Consider the following 19,049-nt stretch of genomic DNA (forward strand, 5'->3'; position numbering starts at 1 on the left):
AGTTGTTACATGGAAAATTCCTGCTTCAATCGAGATGGAACTCGGAAAGAAAAGAAGAATAGTGCAGCGAGTTGGCGTGAAGTCAGCCATGTGCTTTGCGAGCGGACCTAGTCCGACTCATTAAACCGGAGGAGCCCCTATGGCTATTGGTGTTTGGATCAGTCTCTTTTTATATTTCGCGCTCATGATTGCCATTGGCATTTTCGCAATGCGCAGAGCGACGTCTTCCTCTGAGGACTATATGTTGGGCGGTCGCGCCCTGAGTCCAAAGGTGGCAGCGCTTTCCGCTGGCGCTTCTGACATGAGTGGCTGGTTACTCCTGGGTCTGCCCGGGGCGCTGTTTGCGTCGGGTTTGGGATCGGCCTGGATCGGTATTGGTCTGCTCGTGGGGGCATTCTTCAACTGGACGCTGGTCGCGCCACGTCTTCGTGAACAGACGGTTCACTACGGCAACGCGATTACTATCCCGTCTTTCCTGGCGAACCGCTTTCCGACACAGGCCCTGTCCCTGCGTACGGTTTCGGCCATCGTAATCGTTATCTTCTTCGCGGTTTATACGGCATCCGGCCTCGTTGCCGGCGGCAAGCTGTTTGAAAGCGCGTTTTCCGGCATTTTCAATTTTGGTGGTCTGAGTGATTACGCCGTAGGTATTGTGATTACCCTCGGTGTGGTTCTGGCATACACCGTGGTGGGCGGCTTCCTGGCCGTGAGTCTGACCGACTTCGTGCAGGGCTGTATCATGATGCTGGCGCTGGTCATCATGCCGGCGGTTGTGCTCTTCGGTGAAGGCGGCGGGGGCTTTGCCCAGGCGTCGCAAACCCTGAATGAGGTAGATCCCACTTTGCTGTCCTGGACGGAAGGGCTAACCTTCATCGGTTGGCTCTCTGCGGTTACCTGGGGCCTGGGTTACTTTGGTCAGCCCCACATCATTGTGCGTTTCATGGCCATCCGCACCCTGAAAGATGTACCGGTTGCCCGGAACATCGGCATGAGCTGGATGCTGATTTCCCTAATCGGTGCGATCTCACTGGGTGTGTTCGGCCGCGCGTACGCAATCCGAAACGGCATGGACGTGCAGGATCCGGAAACCATCTTTATTATCCTGTCAGACATGCTGTTCCATCCCCTGATTACAGGCTTCCTGTATGCGGCCCTGCTGGCGGCAGTGATGAGTACCATCTCCAGTCAGCTGCTGGTGTCGTCTTCTTCGCTGACAGAGGATTTCTATCGTCTGTTCCTGCGTAAGGAAGCAAGCGACAAGGAATGCGTGAATATTGGCCGTGTGTGCGTTGTCCTCGTCGGCCTGGTCGCTGCCGTCATTGCATCCGATCCGAACTCTCAGGTTCTGGCTCTGGTTGCTAATGCGTGGGCCGGCTTCGGTGCCGCATTTGGTCCGCTGATCATTCTTTCACTGATGTGGCCGCGCACCAACGGTGCTGGTGCCATCGCAGGTATGGTTGTCGGTGCAGCCACCGTTATGATCTGGATCTCACTGGGATGGAACGGTGAGTTCATGGGTGGTCCCGGTGTCTACGAGATCATTCCGGGCTTCATTGCCTCCATGATTGCGATACTGGTGGTGAGCAGTGCCACTGCCGATGCGGGTGAGTACCAACACATCGAGCGGTAAAGACGAACGCTTAAAACGCGTTAAACGAAATGAAAAGGACTCCTTCGGGAGTCCTTTTTTTGGTCATAATGATTCCGGATTGGGGGTTCCCTCCATTCGAACACCCCAATTACAGATGGAGCGCGCCGAGTGACTGTTCTTGAAGTCGTGGCTTTACTGTCGATCGGCGGCATTGCCGGGTTTATTAATGTTCTCTCAGCTGGTGGCTCCATGCTGACTCTGCCCCTGTTGATGTTTCTTGGTTTGCCGCCACAAGTGGCCAACGGCACCAACAGGGTGGCGATAACTCTGCAGAGTATTACCGCGGTTGGCAGCTTCTACCGGATGGGGCATGGCAACCTGATTGTCAGTCTGCATCTGGCTTTACCGGCGGTTCTCGGCTCGCTGCTGGGCGCCTGGATTGCCACCTGGGTGCCGGACGCTGTGTTTGAATGGGTGTTGGTCTATGCCATGATTGGCGCGTCCGTATTCATGCTCTTACCGCAACCTGTTTTGAATACCCGGCCGTTGACACAGGAGCGCCTGAGTCCGGCCATTTATCTCGCGATGTTCGTCGTTGGTATGTACGGGGGATTCATTCAGGTTGGTGTGGGCGTGCTGTTCATTGTGGTGCTTTACCACATGCTCAAGATCGACCTGCGTCAGGTGAATGTGCTCAAGGTATCGATCGTGTTGCCTTTCACCTTCGCCGCCTTGGTGGTATTCGCTCTGAACGATCAGGTTCGTTGGGGGGTAGGTCTGACGCTGGCACTGGGCAATATCACCGGCGCTTTCATTGCGACTCGGGTGAACATGAGCAAACGCGGAGCCCGCTGGATCAAAGGGGTTACCCTCGTCATGGTGGCTGCGATTCTTGTGAGGCTGATTATCTACTGATTGTAGGGGCATCCCGGGTATGTAATCAGGCATAAAAAAACGCCAGCCCGAAGGCTGGCGTTTCTGTGGAGCTAAACCCTGAAGGTCAGTGCTCAGGCAACGTTCGCCTCGGCAGCCTTCTTGGTGTAGTTCTCCATCTGGTCGAAGTTGAGATACTTGTAGATCTCTTTCGACATGCTGTTGAGGTCCTTGGCGTACTCCATGTATTCCTCGGCGGAGGGGAGTTTGCCCAGTACCGCGCCAACCGCTGCCAGTTCCGCGGAGGTCAGGTACACGTTGGCACCATCGCCCAGACGGTTCGGGAAGTTACGGGTGGAGGTTGACAGCACGGTGCTCTTGGCCGCCACACGCGCCTGGTTACCCATGCACAGGGAGCAGCCCGGCATCTCGGTGCGAACACCGGCGGTGCCGTAGATGTTGAAGTAGCCTTCTTCCATCAGCTGAGCCTGGTCCATCTTGGTGGGAGGTGACATCCACAGGCGCGTCTTCAGGGGTTCCTTGTTCTGCGCCAGCAGCTTGCCGGCGGCACGGAAATGACCAATGTTGGTCATGCAGGAACCGATGAATACCTCGTCTACCTTGTCGCCGGCCACTTCTGACAGAGTCCGGGCATCGTCCGGGTCGTTCGGGCAGCACACGATCGGCTCTTTGATTTCGGCCAGATCGATTTCCACCACGTGGGCGTACTCCGCGTCCTTGTCGGCACGCATCAGCTTCGGATCAGCCAGCCACTCTTCCATCTGCTGGGCGCGACGCTCCAGGGTACGTGGGTCGCCGTAACCTTCGGCAATCATCCAGCGTAGCATGGTGATGTTGGAGCGCAGGTACTCGGCCACGGACTCTTCAGACAGGTTGATGGTACAACCGGCTGCAGAGCGCTCGGCAGAAGCGTCGGACAGCTCGAACGCCTGCTCAACGGTCAGGTGCTCAAGACCTTCGATTTCCAGGATGCGACCGGAGAACTCGTTGATCTTGCCTTTCTTCTCAACGGTCAGCATGCCCTGCTTGATGCCGTACAGCGGGATGGCGTGTACCAGATCACGCAGGGTGATGCCCGGCTGCATTTCGCCCTTGAAACGAACCAGAACGGATTCCGGCATGTCCAGAGGCATAACGCCGGTCGCCGCGGCAAACGCCACCAGGCCGGAACCGGCCGGGAAGGAGATGCCCATCGGGAAACGGGTGTGGGAGTCACCCCCGGTACCTACGGTGTCCGGCAGCAGCATGCGGTTCAGCCAGGAGTGGATGATACCGTCGCCCGGGCGCAGGGAAACACCGCCACGGGTGCGGATAAAGTCCGGCATGGTGTGCTGCATTTCCACGTCAACCGGCTTCGGGTAAGCAGCGGTGTGGCAGAAAGACTGCATGACCAGATCGGCCTGGAAGCCCAGACACGCCAGGTCTTTCAGCTCGTCCCGGGTCATTGGGCCGGTGGTGTCCTGGGAGCCCACGGTGGTCATGTGTGGCTCGCAGTAGGTGTTCGGACGAACGCCTTTGCCTTCCTCCAGGCCACAGGCTTTGCCGACCATCTTCTGGGCCAGGGTGAAGCCTTTGGTGCCGGCTTCAGGATCTTTCGGCAGGCGGAACAGGTCGGTCGCGCCCATGCCCAGTGCTGTACGAGCCTTGGCAGTAAGGCCGCGACCGATGATCAGCGGGATACGACCGCCGGCCTGAACTTCGTCCAGGATCACGTCGGACTTGAACTTGAACTCGGAGATAGTCTCGCCGGCCTCGTTCAGGATCTTGCCCTCATACGGGCGGATATCGATAACGTCGCCCATGTTCATGTCGTCGACGGGGGCTTCGAAAACCAGGGCACCGGCATCTTCCATGGTGTTGAAGAAGATCGGGGCAACCTTGTTACCGATACAGACGCCGCCGGCACGCTTGTTCGGCACGCCCGGGATGTCTTCACCGAAGAACCACAGGACGGAGTTGGTGGCCGACTTACGGGAGGAGCCGGTACCGACTACATCACCCACGAAAGCAACAGGCAGGCCTTTGGACTTGATCTCGTCGATCTGGCTCATCGGGCCGGTTACACCCGGCTCTTCCGGCTTCAGGCCGTCACGTTCCATTTTATAGGCAGCGCGAGCGTGCAGCGGGATGTCCGGGCGCGACCATGCATCCGGGGCTGGAGACAGGTCGTCGGTGTTGGTTTCGCCAGTGACCTTGAACACCACCATCTTGGTGCTCTCGGGTACCTTCTTCTTGTTGGTGAACCACTCGCCGTTGGCCCAGGATTCGACGACTGCCTTGGCAACGGGGTTGCCTGCATCCATCTTTTCCTTCACGTCGTTGAAGGCGTCAAACATCAGCAGGGTGCGCTTCAGCTGCTCGCCGGCCAGTTCGGCCAGTTCGGAGTCGTCCAGAAGGTCAACCAGGGTCTCAATGTTATAGCCACCCTGCATCATACCCAGCAGCTTGACCGCTGTTTGCTTGTCCAGCAGCGGAGAAGAGGCTTCGCCTTTTACGATGGCCGTCAGGAACGCAGCCTTTACATAGGCGGCTTCATCGACACCCGGCGGTACGCGGTTTTCCAGGAGATACACCAGGGTATCTTCCTCACCGGCCGGCGGATTTTTCAGCAGATCGACCAGAGCAGCGGTCTGCTCGGCGTTCAGGGGCTTGGGAGGAATACCCAGGGCTTCACGTTCAGCAACGTGTTCACGATAGGCTTCTAACACGATATGGACCCTCATCAGTTGGAATGTCCCGCGCCGTTGGCTTCATGCCTTGGCGGGAGGTTTTTGGCGGAAAGGCCGCAGGAGCCTCTGAATAATGCCTCAAATCACCGATGGGGTTTCAGGGTTTATTCAGAGACTCCTTAATCTGGCGCTGCATTCTATAGGAAACCCCTTATAAAGTTAAGTTGGACAGAGGTCGGAGAGATCTGTTAAGTACGCTATACTCGCCGCCCGCAAATCAACCAACAAATTGAGCCATGAACGACGCCCTGCAAGAGATTCACAACTTCCTGCCGTGCCGGACCCCGCAACAATGGATCGACAATGCCCTGGAGAACCAGGACTTGATGCTGATCGATCACGCCCATTGCGAGAAAAAGGCCGCTTCCACAGCGCTCAGCCTGATGTACCGGTATGTTGACAATACGGACCTGCTGAACAAGATGTCCCGGCTTGCCCGGGAAGAGCTCCGGCATTTCGAGCAGGTGCTCGCGATCATGAAAAAGCGGGGCGTGGCCTATTGCCACCTGACACCGGCTCGTTACGCTGCAGGGTTGAGACAGGATGTCCGGTCAGAAGATCCCGGCCGGTTGGTAGATGTGTTGATCGTGGGCGCTATTATTGAGGCGCGTTCCTGTGAGCGCTTTGCTGCGCTCGCGCCGTTCCTGGATGAAAAGCTGGCAGATTTCTATAACAGCCTGCTGAAGTCCGAAGCGAGGCATTATCGGGATTATCTGGCGCTGGCCGAGCAGGCTGCCGGTGCTTCTGTGGAGGAGCGTACTTCAGAGTTCCTGTTACTTGAGAAAGCATTGATCGAGAAGCCGGATACCGAGTTCCGGTTCCACAGTGGGCCGGTTTCAGCGTAGCTGCCTACAAAGCTCTATCCAGGCATCAATGCCGGCGCTGCGGTACTTCTGCTTGTGCAGGATAAAGTAGAACTGCCTGTCAAACCGTCGATGCTCCGGAACGGTCAGCGGAACCAGGCTGCCCCGCTTGAACGCGTCGGCCAGGACGACCTCGGACAGGCAGCCAATGCCCAGGTCTGCCTCCACCGCACGTTTGATGGCCTCGGTGTGTTCCAGCTCCAGCAGCACGTTGAGATCTGGTAGCAGGCCGTGCATGCCCCGCTCAAAGCTTTGCCGGGTACCCGACCCGGGTTCCCGCATGATCCAGGTGGCGTTGCGCAGGTTCTCATCCGAGAGAGATTCTTTGCTGGCCAAAGGATGGGTAGGAGAACAGAACACGACAAGCTCGTCGCCTCGCCAGGGGAGCACATCCAGTTCCGGTGACTGCAATTCCCCCTCAATCAGCCCGATGTCCAGCTCAAAGTCCTTGACCCGTCTGGCAATGGTGCTCGTGTTGGCCACTTCCAGGGAGACTCTTGGGCGGGTAGGGGTATTCATGTATTGGGCCATGACCCCCACGGCCAAATAGTTCCCGATAGTCAGGGTGGCGCCGACTTTCAGGGCGCCCACCTCCGTGTGTTTGCTGAAGGCCTGTTCCAGTTCATTGGCCTGGGCGAGGACGGCCTCCACCTTGGGGCGGTAAAGCCGCCCAAGCTCGTTCAACTGAAGCCGTTTGCCAACGCGGTCAAACAGCTGGATGTCAAACTGGTTTTCCAGTTCTTTCAGCGCGCTGCTGGCCGCCGATTGTGACATGGCCAGCGATTCGGCAGCACGGGTAATGTTCTGGAAATGGGCGGCTGCCAGGAAAACTTCCAGCTGTCGAAAACTGTACTTCATAACTTTTCGCTCTTAATCGGCTCACTCGAATAAGGTTATGAGAATATCCCATTTTCCCGATAGGTTAGTGTCGGGTTAGACTGAGCGCAATCCAAAGTTGAATCATTCGCCGTAAAAAAGCGTAACGAACAGGCAAGAGGTTTACATGAGCAACCTGATCAAAGAGAAAGTTACCAGCGTCCATCACTGGAACGATACCCTGTTCAGCTTTACCACGAGCCGGGATCCGGGCTTCCGTTTCAAGAACGGGCACTTTGTCATGATCGGCCTGGAAACCGAGGGTAAGCCGCTGATGCGCGCCTACAGTATTGCAAGTGCCAACTACGAGGAAGAGCTTGAGTTCTTCTCGATCAAGGTCCAGGACGGCCCACTGACATCCCGGCTTCAGAAAATCCAGGTAGGCGACGAAATTCTGGTGAGCCGCAAGCCGACAGGCACCCTGATTCTGGACAACCTGTTGCCCGGAAAGAACCTGTGGCTGATCAGCACCGGCACCGGTTTGGCGCCCTTTATGAGCATCATCAAGGATCCGGAAGTGTACGAGGCGTTCGACAAGGTTATTGTGACCCATGGCGTTCGTTACGTCTCCGAGCTGGCTTATCAGAAGGAGATCGAGGAGCTGCCGGAGAACGAATACTTCGGCGAAATGGTTAAGGGCAAGCTGGTTTACTATCCGACCGTCACGCGGGAAGAGTTCCGCAACCAGGGTAGGCTGACCGATGCCATGGAGACCGGGAAAATCACCCGTGATCTGGACCTGCCGGATTTTGACCCGGAGAATGACCGATTCATGATCTGCGGCAGCCCAAGCATGCTCAAGGACACCTGCGCCATCCTGAACAACATGGGCTTCAAGGAAGCCCGGGGTGGTGATATGGGGCATTACGTGATTGAGCGGGCGTTCGTAGAGCAGTGAGCTCGCGGGCTGAATTCGCCTCGCAAAAAGCCGGAGCGTGATGCTCCGGCTTTTTTGTGTTTGTATCTGACAGGATTGGTCGTATAAACCGCAAAGGGTTTTGGAGGCGGAGCAATGGCAGGACGGCAGTTAACGAAGAAAAACGTCATCAGCTTTTTGGTGGCACTGGCGGTCGGGGTAATTCTTGGCACCGTGGTTCAGACCCAGCTAAACCTGTGGGCCCTTCAGGCTATGGGGGTGGCGGTTGGGCTTGACGCCCGCATTTCCGCCACCGGCCATGACCTGGTCTCTTTTGCGCCGCTCTACCTGCTCCTCTTTGGAATCAGTTTCCTTGTTTCCCAGGTTACCGCGGCGGCCGTTTCCAGAGTCATGGGGCGTGGGCTGCGGGTGCCACTGTTCGCCCTGGCCGGGGCATCCGGGCTGTGGGTTGCACTAGTGTTGGTCAATGCCCTGGCTCCCATGCCAACCCTGATTGCGGCGACCCGAACCGGGGGAGGTCTGCTTGCCATGCTGTTAACCGCAGCATTTGCCGGAGCCCTGCTCGCCAGACTTACTGCCAGGCCCGCCACCGGGGTCAGTAGCCACGCCTCAGGCACCCTGCTGGCCTTTTGCCTGGCGGTTGGCCCCGGGGCGCTGCCAGGCCCGACACAGGCCCAGTCCTTGAGCGATTACACCGTCGAGACGTTGACCTCCGGGCTGGAGCATCCCTGGTCTCTGGCGTTTCTTCCCGGCGGTGGCGCACTTGTGACGGAGCGGGCAGGGCGATTGCGGCGGATTTCAGGTGATTGGGAGCTCGGCCAGGCCCCGATTACCGGAGTTCCGCCGGTTTTCAATGATGCCCAGGCAGGTCTGTTCGATGTGCTGTTGTCGCCGGACTTTGAGAATGACCAGCTGGTCTTTCTCGCCTACGCTTGCGGAACTGCCTCTGCGAATCACCTGTGCGTGGCCCGTGGTCAGTTGCAGGCGCAGGCCTTGACGGAGGTTGTCAAGATATTCCGGGCCAAACCGGCCAAGCAGGGCAGCGCCCACTACGGTGGCCGAATGGCATGGCTTCCGGATGGTACGCTGATCGTGACGCTGGGAGACGGGTTTGATTATCGGGAGCAGGCGCAGAACCTGTCCAGTCATCTGGGCAAGATCGTGAGGCTGAACCCGGATGGCAGTGTTCCCGCCGACAACCCCTTCGTTGGCAGGGAAGACGCTCTCCCGGAAATCTACAGTTACGGGCATCGTAATGTTCAGGGGCTCGTCTACGACTCCGTTGAGGGCCTGTTGATTGCCCATGAACATGGCCCGCGCGGCGGTGATGAGATCAATATTATCGAGCCGGGACACAACTATGGCTGGCCGGTGATCACGCAAGGCATCGATTACACCGGCGCGATGATCACGCCCTTTGTTGAGCGGGAAGGTATGGAGCAACCGTTGTTGCACTGGACCCCTTCAATTGCCCCTTCAGGCATGACCCGCTATCGGGGTGACCTGTTTCCGGACTGGCAGGGAAACCTCCTGGTCGGTGCCCTTGCCGATAAAAGCGTTCACCGCGTCACACTGGAAGCTGGCGAGGCAAGCGACGTGGAGAGTTTGTTCGAAGCAGTTGGCGAACGCATCCGGGACGTGGCTACCGGGCCTGATGGAGCGGTGTATCTGCTCACTGACAGTGCGGACGGACGGATTCTGCGTATCCTGCCTTAGTCTCGGCTCTGGGGTCTTTGGCCCCGGCCGGTGTATAGTAGGCGGTTTTCACAAAGAGGGAAGCCGCTATGTTTCATCTGGAACTGGAACCGCGTTTCAGCGATACCGATGCCCTCGGGCATATCAGCAATACCACTTTGCCGGTCTGGTTCGAGCAGGCCAGGACGCCGGTTTTCCGGATCTTTCATCCTACCCTTGAGGCGGAGACCTGGCCGCTAATTATTGCACGGCTGGAGATTGATCTGATGGCTCAGAGCTACTGGCATATTCCGGTCAAGATCAAGACCGGTATCGGTAAGATCGGTAATTCCTCGTTTCATGTGGTTCAGGAAGCTTGGCAGGGCGACAAGCAGATTGCCCGGGGCGTTGCAGTGTTAATCCATTTTGATTATGAAACGGAGAAGGCACTGCCGATTCCGGACGGAATCAGGGCAAAGCTTTCTGAGCATCTCATGGAATGAGGCTTGGCAGGCGACTTGGCCCGCACCTTGACTCCAATATCTCCGGCGGGTGTTGAGCTGGATTTTGGTGTTCCGGTGTTGGTCAATTTTGATGTCCGCTACACCTTATTAGATACAGATGCCACCTTCTCCGATGCCATTGACGAAACCGTGGCGATGTAGATAGATCCGGTCGTATTCTTGATAGGTGTTGGGTGTCGGTTCTAAGTTCGATTTACACGAGCTCTTACGAAGAAGGCCGGGAAATCCCGGCCTTCTTCGTTTTGTAGGCGGAAAGGTTGATAGCTCTGATGCGTTGACTAAAAAATTAACGGTCTATGCTTGCAATCTAGAAGCTGTTCAGCGTAATGCGTATTGAGGGCCCTCAAGTTCGTGCCCTGTGCTTCCGATTGGAAGGAGAGCCTGATGGAAGAGGAAAAGGATGCAACCCGGCAGGAAATGGCTGCTGAGGTCAGTCGGGTTATTCGCTCAGAGCGCAAGCGGGGAAGGGCTGGCCTGTTTGTCTGGCTGATTGCCCTGATGGCGGTTCTGGCGCTCGTTGGTTGGTGGCTGTGGCCGGATGACGGCGAGGTACAATGGCAGATCCACAATCTGGACCGGGGCGACATGGTGCTGACGGCCACAGCCACTGGAAGCCTTGAACCCAAGAGTGAGGTTTCCGTGGGGGCCGAAATATCAGGCCTGATCACGCAGGTTCTGGTGGACGAGAATGACCAGGTGACCGAAGGCCAGGTTCTGGCTCTGTTCGACACTGATGAGCTGGAGGTGGCGCTGGAGCAGGCGGAAGCCCAGCTTGCCCTGTCACGGGCGTCGGTGGCAGAGGCCGAGGCGACTCTTGACGAAGCGAGGGTGGATGAACGGCGGATCAGCGCACTGCGTGAGCGGGGCACCACTGCGCAGGCGGAGCTGGATTCTGCCGTTGCGGCCCGTAAGCGGGCAGAAGCGAAGCTGGCCTACGCCCGCGCCTCGGTGAGGCAGGCGGAAGCGTCGGTTCTTCAGGCCCGAACCCGGTTGGAAAAAGCAGTGATTACATCTCCCATCAACGGCGTGGTTTTACAGCGAAGCATTGAGCCCGGCAATACCGTGGCGGCCAGTTTCCAGACACCGGTGCTGTTCCTGCTGGCAGAAGATCTGAAAGCCATGGAGCTGCATGTGTCCATGGACGAAGCCGATGTCGGGATGGTGGAAGCTGGTCAGACGGCAACGTTTACTGTGGATGCCTGGTCTGGCCGGGAGTTTTCTGCCGAAGTGCTCAAGGTTCATCTTTACCCGTCCGTCGACAACAATGTGGTTACCTATACGACCGTTCTTTCCGTCGACAACAGCGACGGTTTGCTGAAACCCGGCATGACCGCCACCGCTACCATTGAGACCGGCCGTCGTGAGGATGTTTTGCGGGTACCGAATATGGCATTCCGTTTTACACCGCCCGCGGCTGATGGCAGTGGCGGTGGCCTGTTTAGCCACCCCGGTGCCCGGGCTGGCTCAAATCGGGCCGGCCCCTCAAACACTGTTTGGGTACTGCGAGACGGGGCGCCGACCCGGGTGGTCGTAAAAACGGGGGCCTCCGATGGCCGCTACACGGAGTTGCCTGGTGACGAGCTGGCGGAGGCTGACGAGGTGATAACCGGCATGCAGTCAGCGGTAATTCCATGACGGAACCAGTTAATGTCGGTGTGTCTGCCGTCTCACAATCCTTGCCATGCGTTGTGGAGATGCGCGACATCTACAAGATCTACGGCAGCGGAGAAACTCAGGTTCGTGCTCTGGACGGAGTCAGTCTCAGTATTCGGGCTGGGGAGTTCGTTGCCATCATGGGCCCGTCCGGCTCGGGAAAATCCACCTGCATGAACATTCTGGGTTGCCTGGATATGCCTACCTCCGGGGAATACTGGTTTCGGGGCGTGGAAGTTGGCGGCCTCGACCGGGACGAACTCGCCCTGTTGCGCCGCAACTTCATGGGGTTTGTGTTCCAGAGCTTCAACCTGCTACCCCGCACCAATGCTCTGAGTAACGTTGAGCTTCCGCTGATTTATGAGGGGGTCCGGCCTGCGCGGCGTCGTGAACTGGCTATGAAGGCGCTCATGACCGTTGGTCTTGCGGATCGGGCCCATGCGACGTCGGCCGAGCTTTCCGGTGGTCAGCAACAAAGGGTGGCGATAGCTCGAGCCCTGGTGACCGAGCCTCCGGTTCTATTGGCAGATGAACCCACTGGGAACCTGGATACCGCCATGGCCGGGGAGATCATGAAGGAACTCGTCTCCATTCGAGAAAAGCGGGGAATTACGATTCTCATGGTGACCCATGAGCCTGATATTGCCCGGTATGCGGACCGGGTTCTGTTTTTCACCGATGGCAAATTGGTCCGGGATGGGACGCCATCCGAGGTTCTCCCGTGAGGGCTCTGGATACCCTGGGCATGTCGGTGCAGGCCATTGCCCGAAACAAGCTACGTTCGTTCTTGACAACGCTCGGCATCATTATCGGGGTGGCAAGTGTGGTGGCCATGGTGCATCTTGGGCAGTCGGCTACCCGAAGTGTGACTGAGCAGATCGCAAGCATTGGCTCCAATTTGTTGTTTGTCATGCCGGGTACAGCCCAAAGGGGGGCCGGCGGGCTGCGCACCAGTGCGGAGAATTTCGAGCTGGGCGATGCCGATGCCATTCGCAATGAAGTGGATGGCATTCTGGTTGCTCCTGCGCTCACCACCAGTGCCACCGTCGTCATCGGTAATGCCAATGACACCATCCCGGTCATCGGCACCACTAATGACTATTTCGCCGTACGCAATCATTACCTTGATTATGGCCGCGAGTTCGAGAGCAGTGAACAGTCCGCCGGCGCTGCCGTGTGTATCATTGGCAAGACCCTGATCGAGGAGATGTTTCTCGGTCAGGAACCCCTGGGAGCGAATATCCGGGTTGGGCGGACGGCATGCCGGGTGATTGGTGTCCTGGAAGAGAAGGGCGAGTCCATGGGGCAGGATCGGGACAAGACCATTCTCATGCCGGTTAAGGCTGTGCAGCGACGGCTGGTGGGGGAGCTGGACGTTAGTGCCATTTATGTATCGGCTCTGGTTGATGGCACGACAGGCTTGGTCCAGGCCCAGATCGAGTCCTTGCTGAGGCAGCGTCGCAATCCAGCGGCTGGCGGGGCTGATGATTTCTATGTCCGGGATACTCAGGATATTGCACAGACGCTGGAAAACACCACCAACACGCTGACGGTGCTGCTTGGTGCGATTGCAGCGGTCAGCCTGCTGGTGGGTGGTATCGGGATCATGAACATCATGCTGGTCTCGGTCACCGAGCGTACCCGGGAGATCGGCATTCGCCTTGCAATCGGTGCCAGGGCCCGGGATGTGCTAACTCAGTTCCTGGTTGAGTCCATTGCGCTCTCCACCCTTGGTGGAATTGTTGGTCTCATTGTCGGGGTTGGGGGCACATGGCTGGTCACCTGGCAACTGGATATGCCTTTTGTTGTCTCGCCAACGGTTATGGCGGTCGGGTTCACTTTCTCCGTGGCGATCGGCATTATCTTCGGTTATTTCCCTGCTCGCAAAGCTGCCATGCTGAACCCGATTGATGCGTTGCGTCACGAATAGTGACCTGCCGGAAGCTCGTCAACTATGTTATTGATTGTTCAAACAACCCGGTTATCAGGAGTGAAACATTGGCTTTCAAGTACTTCGGAGTAATCTTGCTGGCCAGCCTTATGGGCCTGGCTGCTTGCGATTCCGATAAAAAGACGTCGGCGGCGGATTCCGCCATCCAGAATGTGGAGAATCCTGGCCTGCAATCCGGAAATATCTCCCTGGCGTTGACCTCCGCACAGTTGGACTGGGTGGGCCAGCAGATTTTCCGGAACGAGTGTGCAGGTCGTTTCCAGTGCCTGGTTCACTGGAACGATGGTGAGGCATTCCCGTCCCTCGGGATCGGCCACTTCATCTGGTATCCAAAGGACGTTGAGGGACGGTTTGTAGAGAGCTTTCCCGCCTTGATGGAATACATGGAGCAACGGCAAGCCAACATTCCCGAGTGGTTGCGAACTCTGGAGCCGTTCGATGCGCCCTGGGATGTAAAAGCGGATTTTCTGGCTGTCGATGATTCGCCTCGGCTGGCGGAACTGCGGGAATTTCTGGCTGGCACCCAGGGGATACAGGCTGAATTTATATTCCGGCGCGCCAGGCAGTCGCTCGGAAGGGTAGTTGATGCGGCTCCGGATGATCGAAAGTCGGAAGTTGCTGCCAGGCTGGAAGCTCTTAGTCAGACCCCAGGCGGTGTCTACGCCATCATCGACTACGTGAATTTCAAGGGTGAGGGGCTTTCTCCCGGGGAACGATACAAGGATCAGGGCTGGGGCCTGCTGCAAGTGCTGTTGGAGATGTCTGGCTCATCTGAACGGAGTGCCCTGGTGCAATTTCGAGAGGCGGCTGGCACTGTTCTGACCCAAAGGGCCGAAAACGCGAAGGATCCGATTGAACGTGAGCGCTGGCTGCCGGGTTGGCTTAAGCGCCTCGAGACCTACGCAGAGCCCCCAGTTTTCAAAATTTCGAAATAATTTTGCATAAAAACTAGTTCATTTCCCGAACCTTGTTCTACTTTTAATAGGCGCGGCCCTTGGTCTGCCTTTTTTTGGCGCATGGGGTTGGAGCGAAAGCGCCGAACTGGTGCATGAAATGGTATTACCTCGTTCCAGATTCGCCTGAAACGCACCGGTGATTGATAAAAACAATATAAATCATCGGGTTACGCCGAGTGGCTTGTAAATTGCTGATCACACTCGTCGCGATAAAACCAACTGATGTTCGGAGAAAAGACAATGAGAAAGACGAAATCGATTGCCCTGGGGATTGCTCTGGCCGTAGGTACGTTCTCTGCTACTGGTGCCATGGCAGCCACAACTCTGGAGAACGTCAAGGAGAAGGGTCACCTCCAGTGTGGCGTGACCAGCGGTTTGCCTGGCTTCTCTCAGCCTGATGAAAAAGGTAACTGGACCGGTATCGACGTGGATACCTGCCGGGCGGTTGCTGCGGCCATCTTCGGTGACGCAAACGCGGTTGAGTTTACTCCACTGACTGCAAAGGAGCGTTTCACAGCCCTGCAGTCCGGTGAAATCGACATGCTCTCCCGTAACACCACCTGGACACTGACCCGCGATGCGTCTCTGGGCCTGAACTTTGCCGGCGTGAACTATTACGATGGTCAGGGCTTTCTGATCAACAAGGGTATCGGTGTGGACGATGCCACCCAACTGGACGGTGCCACCATCTGCATCCAGGCCGGCACCACCACCGAGCTGAACCTGTCGGATTACTTCCGTGCCAAGGGCATGGAATTCAAGCCGATCGTGTTCGACACCTCCGAGCAAACCGTTCAGGGCTTTGCGGCGGGTCGTTGCGACGTTCTGACCTCAGACCGTTCGCAGCTGGCGGCACTCCGCTCGAAGCTGTCTGATCCAAGTTCAGCGAAGATCCTGCCTAACACCATTTCCAAAGAGCCGCTGGGTCCGGTCGTTCGCCAGGGTGACGATCAATGGTTCAACATCGTTAAGTGGGTGCTCTCCGTGCAGATCAACGCCGAAGAGCTGGGCGTGACCAGCGCCAATGCTGACGACATGCTGAAGTCCGACAACCCGAATATCCAGCGCCTGCTGGGTACCGACGGTGACATGGGCGCCAAGCTTGGGCTGCCGGATGATTTCGGTCATAAGGTGGTGAAGATGGTTGGCAACTACGGTGAAATGTATGACCGCAACGTAGGTCCTGACACCCCGCTGGGACTGGATCGCGGAATCAACGCGCTCTGGACTGAAGGCGGTATCATGTATGCGCCGCCGGTCCGCTAAGACCTGAAGGCATACGGCGAAGTCTCCTGTGGGAGGCTTCGCCGTTATCTCTGATGCTGTAAACCACAGGGAAGCTCTTCAGGACAATCCATGAAAAAACAAACAATCGATACCCGACCTGCAGGGCCCAAGCCCTGGTACGACCCCCGGGTCCGCTCACTCTTCTTTCAGGCGGTAGCCATTGCCCTCGTGTTCTGGGGCGGATGGATTCTCGTCGATAACACGCTTTCCAACATGGAAAGCCGTGGCATCAGCACCGGTTTCGGTTTTCTCGATGAAACTGCCGGGTTTGGCATCATCATGAATCTGGTGCCTTATGATGCAACCATGTCTTATGGCCGAACCTTCTGGGTCGGTTTGACCAATACATTGCTTGTTTCCGCGATGGGTGTCGTTGCTGCCACCATTCTCGGTTTCATCATTGGTGTTGCGCGACTCTCGAGCAACTGGCTTGTGGCCAAAATGGCGCTGGTTTATATCGAGGTGATTCGCAACATACCGCTGCTTCTGCAGATTTTCTTCTGGTACTTTGCCGTACTCAGCAATCTTCCGTCACCACGCCAGAGTGTTGATGTCGGCGGCGCGCTATTCCTGAATAACCGTGGCCTTTACCTGCCAGATCCCGTGACCCAGGAGGGTTTCGGGATTGTCTGGGGCGGTATTCTGCTTGCCATCGCTGCTGTCGTTGGAATTCGGATATGGGCCAAAAAGCGCCAGTTGGCCACCGGACAGATCTTCCCGACCTTCAAGGTCGGCGTGGCTATCCTGGTGCTGGTACCGGTGGTCTCTTATCTTGTGGCCGGTCGGCCTCTGGAGTGGGATTTGCCAGCGCTCAGGGGTTTCAACTTTGGCGGGGGAATTACCATCATTCCGGAGTTGGCAGCCCTGTGGATTGCACTGTCTCTTTACACGGCCAGCTTCATCGCTGAAATCGTCCGCTCCGGTATTCTTTCGGTCAGCAAGGGACAAACCGAGGCCTCCAAGGCTTTGGGACTGCCCAATGGTCTTACCCTCAGGTTGGTGGTGATACCGCAGGCCATGCGGGTCATCATTCCGCCTCTCACCAGCCAGTATCTGAATCTGGTGAAGAACTCGTCGCTGGCCACCGCCATTGGTTATCCGGATCTGGTGGCGGTCTTCATGGGCACCACGCTGAATCAGACGGGGCAAGCCGTTGAAGTTGTCGCCATTACCATGGCGGTCTATCTCACAATCAGTCTGCTGATCTCGCTGTTCATGAACATCTATAACCGGGCTGTGGCCATTAAGGAGCGATGATGACCGAGTCAACCATGAAAGCACCCAAGAAGGCGCTCAGGCCGGTCAAGTGGATGCGGGAGAACCTGTTCTCTGGCTGGTTCAACACCGTGCTCACGCTGGGTGTCGCCTATATGCTGGTTACCAGCGTGGGGCCCTTGCTCAACTGGTTCTTCCTCGACGCCAACTTTGTTGGCGCTGACGCGAGTGACTGCACGGGAGCCGGTGCCTGCTGGCTCTTTATCAGTCAGCGGCTGAACTTCTTTATCTACGGATTCTACCCTGATGAACTGCAGTGGCGCGTGGATACGATGTTCCTGCTGTTGGCCGTTGCCTTTATTCCACAGTTCATTGAGCGATTCCCCGGCCGAAAATGGCTCGGGCTTTTCGGTATCTTTGGTCTGCCCATCGTTGGCTACTTCCTGATTCCCGGAGGCAGTTTCGGCCTGGAAGAAGTGCAGAGCTCGAAATGGGGCGGACTGATGTTGACCCTGATCCTGGCTTACATCGGGATCGTAGCCTCGTTGCCAATTGGCATACTTCTGGCGCTAGGCCGGCGCTCCGAGATGCCGATCATCCGGGGGATTTGTGTGGTCTTTATCGAGGTATGGCGGGCGGTTCCGTTGATCACGGTTCTGTTCATGGCCTCGGTGATGTTGCCCCTGTTTCTTCCTGAGGGCGTCAACTTCGAGAAACTGGCCCGTGCGCTGATCGGCATAACATTGTGGCAGTCTGCATACATGGCGGAGGTGATTCGCGGCGGTCTGCAGGCGATTCCGCGAGGCCAGTACGAGGCCGCCGATGCTCTGGGGCTGGGGTACTGGCGCAAAATGGGGCTGGTTATCCTGCCGCAGGCTCTGAAGATGGTTATTCCGGGTATCGTGAACACCTTCATTTCCCTGTTCAAGGACACCACGCTGGTGCTGATTATCGGCCTCTTCGATATCCTCGGCACAGTCCAGTCCACGGTTACCGACCCGGCCTGGCAAAATGTTGCCATTGAAGGCTATGTATTTGTGGCGTTCTGTTTCTGGGTCTTCTGCTTTGGCATCTCCAGATACAGCCAGAACCTTGAACGAAAACTAGACACTGGTCATAAGACCTGACGGGTAATCCTATGACAGACCAAACACAAACCTCAGAAATGCAGACCCCGCCGAAGGACCAGCCGGATAAAAAACCGGGGATTATCCGGGTTGAGGGCATGCACAAGTGGTACGGGGACTTCCATGTTCTCAAAGATCTCAACCTGACCGTTGACCAGGGCGAGAGAATTGTCATCTGTGGGCCATCCGGCTCGGGAAAATCCACCTTCATCCGTTGCATCAACCGGCTGGAGGAGCATCAGCAGGGCAAAATCATTGTTGATGGTATCGAGCTGACCGATGATGTTCGCCATATTGATACGGTTCGGCGGGAAGTCGGCATGGTGTTTCAGCACTTCAACCTTTTCCCACACCTGACGGTTCTCGAGAACTGCTGCCTGTCGCCCATCTGGGTGCGCAAAACGCCCCGAAAGGAAGCGGAAGCATCGGCGATGGAGTATCTGGAGCGGGTCAAGATTCCGGATCAGGCTAACAAATTCCCGGGGCAGCTTTCGGGCGGCCAGCAACAGCGTGTGGCGATTGCCAGGGCCCTTTGCATGAAGCCCAAGATCATGCTCTTCGATGAGCCAACTTCAGCGTTGGATCCCGAAATGATTAAGGAAGTGCTTGACGTAATGATCGAGCTCGCTGGAAGCGGCATGACCATGCTTTGCGTAACCCACGAGATGGGCTTCGCCAAAACGGTGGCTGACCGGGTTATCTTCATGGATGGAGGTGAGATTGTGGAAGAGGCGCCACCCCACGAGTTCTTCACAAACCCACAGGAAGCCAGGACTCAGAAGTTCCTCCAGCAAATACTGGCGCACTGAAACCAAGGGTAAAAAAATGCCGG

Annotated in this window: 17 protein-coding genes; 15 read left to right on the forward strand and 2 right to left on the reverse strand. The window is 56.9% G+C overall.

The window, feature by feature from the left end:
- Positions 1–139: 139 nt before the first annotated feature.
- Positions 140–1,630, forward strand: coding sequence for a sodium/proline symporter PutP (putP, locus tag J3362_RS04395; protein WP_349518292.1), 1,491 nt, complete (start codon positions 140–142; stop codon positions 1,628–1,630).
- Between the two features lie 129 nt (positions 1,631–1,759).
- A complete protein-coding gene (locus J3362_RS04400) occupies positions 1,760–2,506 on the forward strand; it encodes a sulfite exporter TauE/SafE family protein (RefSeq protein ID WP_349518293.1) in 747 nt (248 codons plus the stop codon).
- A gap of 92 nt (positions 2,507–2,598) precedes the next feature.
- On the opposite strand, the gene J3362_RS04405 is transcribed toward J3362_RS04400, so the two are convergent.
- Entirely contained in the window at positions 2,599–5,193 is a 2,595-nt protein-coding gene (locus J3362_RS04405; RefSeq protein ID WP_349519246.1) for a bifunctional aconitate hydratase 2/2-methylisocitrate dehydratase, read from the reverse strand.
- A gap of 257 nt (positions 5,194–5,450) precedes the next feature.
- Between J3362_RS04405 and J3362_RS04410 the strand changes: the two genes are divergently transcribed.
- Positions 5,451–6,059: a MiaE family protein gene (locus tag J3362_RS04410; protein ID WP_349518294.1), complete on the forward strand. Its 609-nt coding sequence runs from the start codon at positions 5,451–5,453 to the stop codon at positions 6,057–6,059.
- On the opposite strand, the gene J3362_RS04415 is transcribed toward J3362_RS04410, so the two are convergent.
- Positions 6,051–6,935 carry a LysR family transcriptional regulator gene (locus tag J3362_RS04415; protein ID WP_349518295.1) on the reverse strand — a complete coding sequence of 295 codons (885 nt, stop codon included), beginning with the start codon at positions 6,933–6,935 and terminating at the stop codon, positions 6,051–6,053. The genes J3362_RS04410 and J3362_RS04415 overlap by 9 nt on opposite strands.
- Before the next feature lie 145 nt (positions 6,936–7,080).
- On the opposite strand from J3362_RS04415, the gene J3362_RS04420 reads away from it, so the two are divergent.
- From J3362_RS04420 to J3362_RS04475, 12 genes are all read left to right on the forward strand, one after another.
- Positions 7,081–7,851, forward strand: a complete 771-nt coding sequence (locus J3362_RS04420) for a ferredoxin--NADP reductase (protein WP_349518296.1) — start codon at positions 7,081–7,083, stop codon at positions 7,849–7,851.
- A 114-nt stretch (positions 7,852–7,965) separates the two neighbouring features.
- A complete protein-coding gene (locus tag J3362_RS04425) occupies positions 7,966–9,546 on the forward strand; it encodes a PQQ-dependent sugar dehydrogenase (RefSeq protein ID WP_349518297.1) in 1,581 nt (526 codons plus the stop codon).
- Between the two features lie 68 nt (positions 9,547–9,614).
- Positions 9,615–10,007 (forward strand): acyl-CoA thioesterase, encoded by a 393-nt coding sequence (locus tag J3362_RS04430; RefSeq protein ID WP_349518298.1) that lies wholly within the window; start codon positions 9,615–9,617, stop codon positions 10,005–10,007.
- A gap of 3 nt (positions 10,008–10,010) precedes the next feature.
- Complete coding sequence (locus tag J3362_RS04435; RefSeq protein WP_349518299.1) at positions 10,011–10,169, forward strand: hypothetical protein; 159 nt, start codon at positions 10,011–10,013, stop codon at positions 10,167–10,169.
- 243 nt (positions 10,170–10,412) lie between these two features.
- The gene (locus J3362_RS04440; protein ID WP_349518300.1) at positions 10,413–11,663 is read left to right on the forward strand and encodes an efflux RND transporter periplasmic adaptor subunit; all 1,251 of its coding nucleotides are present in this window, start codon (positions 10,413–10,415) and stop codon (positions 11,661–11,663) included.
- Positions 11,660–12,406 carry an ABC transporter ATP-binding protein gene (locus tag J3362_RS04445; RefSeq protein WP_349518301.1) on the forward strand — a complete coding sequence of 249 codons (747 nt, stop codon included), beginning with the start codon at positions 11,660–11,662 and terminating at the stop codon, positions 12,404–12,406. Before J3362_RS04440 ends, J3362_RS04445 begins: the two co-directional genes overlap by 4 nt.
- The gene (locus tag J3362_RS04450) at positions 12,403–13,611 is read left to right on the forward strand and encodes an ABC transporter permease (protein ID WP_349518302.1); all 1,209 of its coding nucleotides are present in this window, start codon (positions 12,403–12,405) and stop codon (positions 13,609–13,611) included. Before J3362_RS04445 ends, J3362_RS04450 begins: the two co-directional genes overlap by 4 nt.
- A gap of 68 nt (positions 13,612–13,679) precedes the next feature.
- Positions 13,680–14,567 (forward strand): DcrB/PsbP domain-containing protein, encoded by an 888-nt coding sequence (locus J3362_RS04455; protein ID WP_349518303.1) that lies wholly within the window; start codon positions 13,680–13,682, stop codon positions 14,565–14,567.
- 261 nt (positions 14,568–14,828) lie between these two features.
- Positions 14,829–15,854 carry an amino acid ABC transporter substrate-binding protein gene (locus tag J3362_RS04460; RefSeq protein ID WP_349518304.1) on the forward strand — a complete coding sequence of 342 codons (1,026 nt, stop codon included), beginning with the start codon at positions 14,829–14,831 and terminating at the stop codon, positions 15,852–15,854.
- A 90-nt stretch (positions 15,855–15,944) separates the two neighbouring features.
- Positions 15,945–17,132 carry an amino acid ABC transporter permease gene (locus J3362_RS04465; RefSeq protein WP_349518305.1) on the forward strand — a complete coding sequence of 396 codons (1,188 nt, stop codon included), beginning with the start codon at positions 15,945–15,947 and terminating at the stop codon, positions 17,130–17,132.
- Positions 17,132–18,217, forward strand: a complete 1,086-nt coding sequence (locus tag J3362_RS04470; RefSeq protein ID WP_349518306.1) for an amino acid ABC transporter permease — start codon at positions 17,132–17,134, stop codon at positions 18,215–18,217. Before J3362_RS04465 ends, J3362_RS04470 begins: the two co-directional genes overlap by 1 nt.
- Positions 18,218–18,255: 38 nt before the next feature.
- A complete protein-coding gene (locus J3362_RS04475; protein ID WP_349519247.1) occupies positions 18,256–19,026 on the forward strand; it encodes an amino acid ABC transporter ATP-binding protein in 771 nt (256 codons plus the stop codon).
- Positions 19,027–19,049: the final 23 nt, after the last annotated feature.

It is taken from the genome of Marinobacter sp. NFXS11 (assembly GCF_040148675.1).
GTDB lineage: Bacteria > Pseudomonadota > Gammaproteobacteria > Pseudomonadales > Oleiphilaceae > Marinobacter.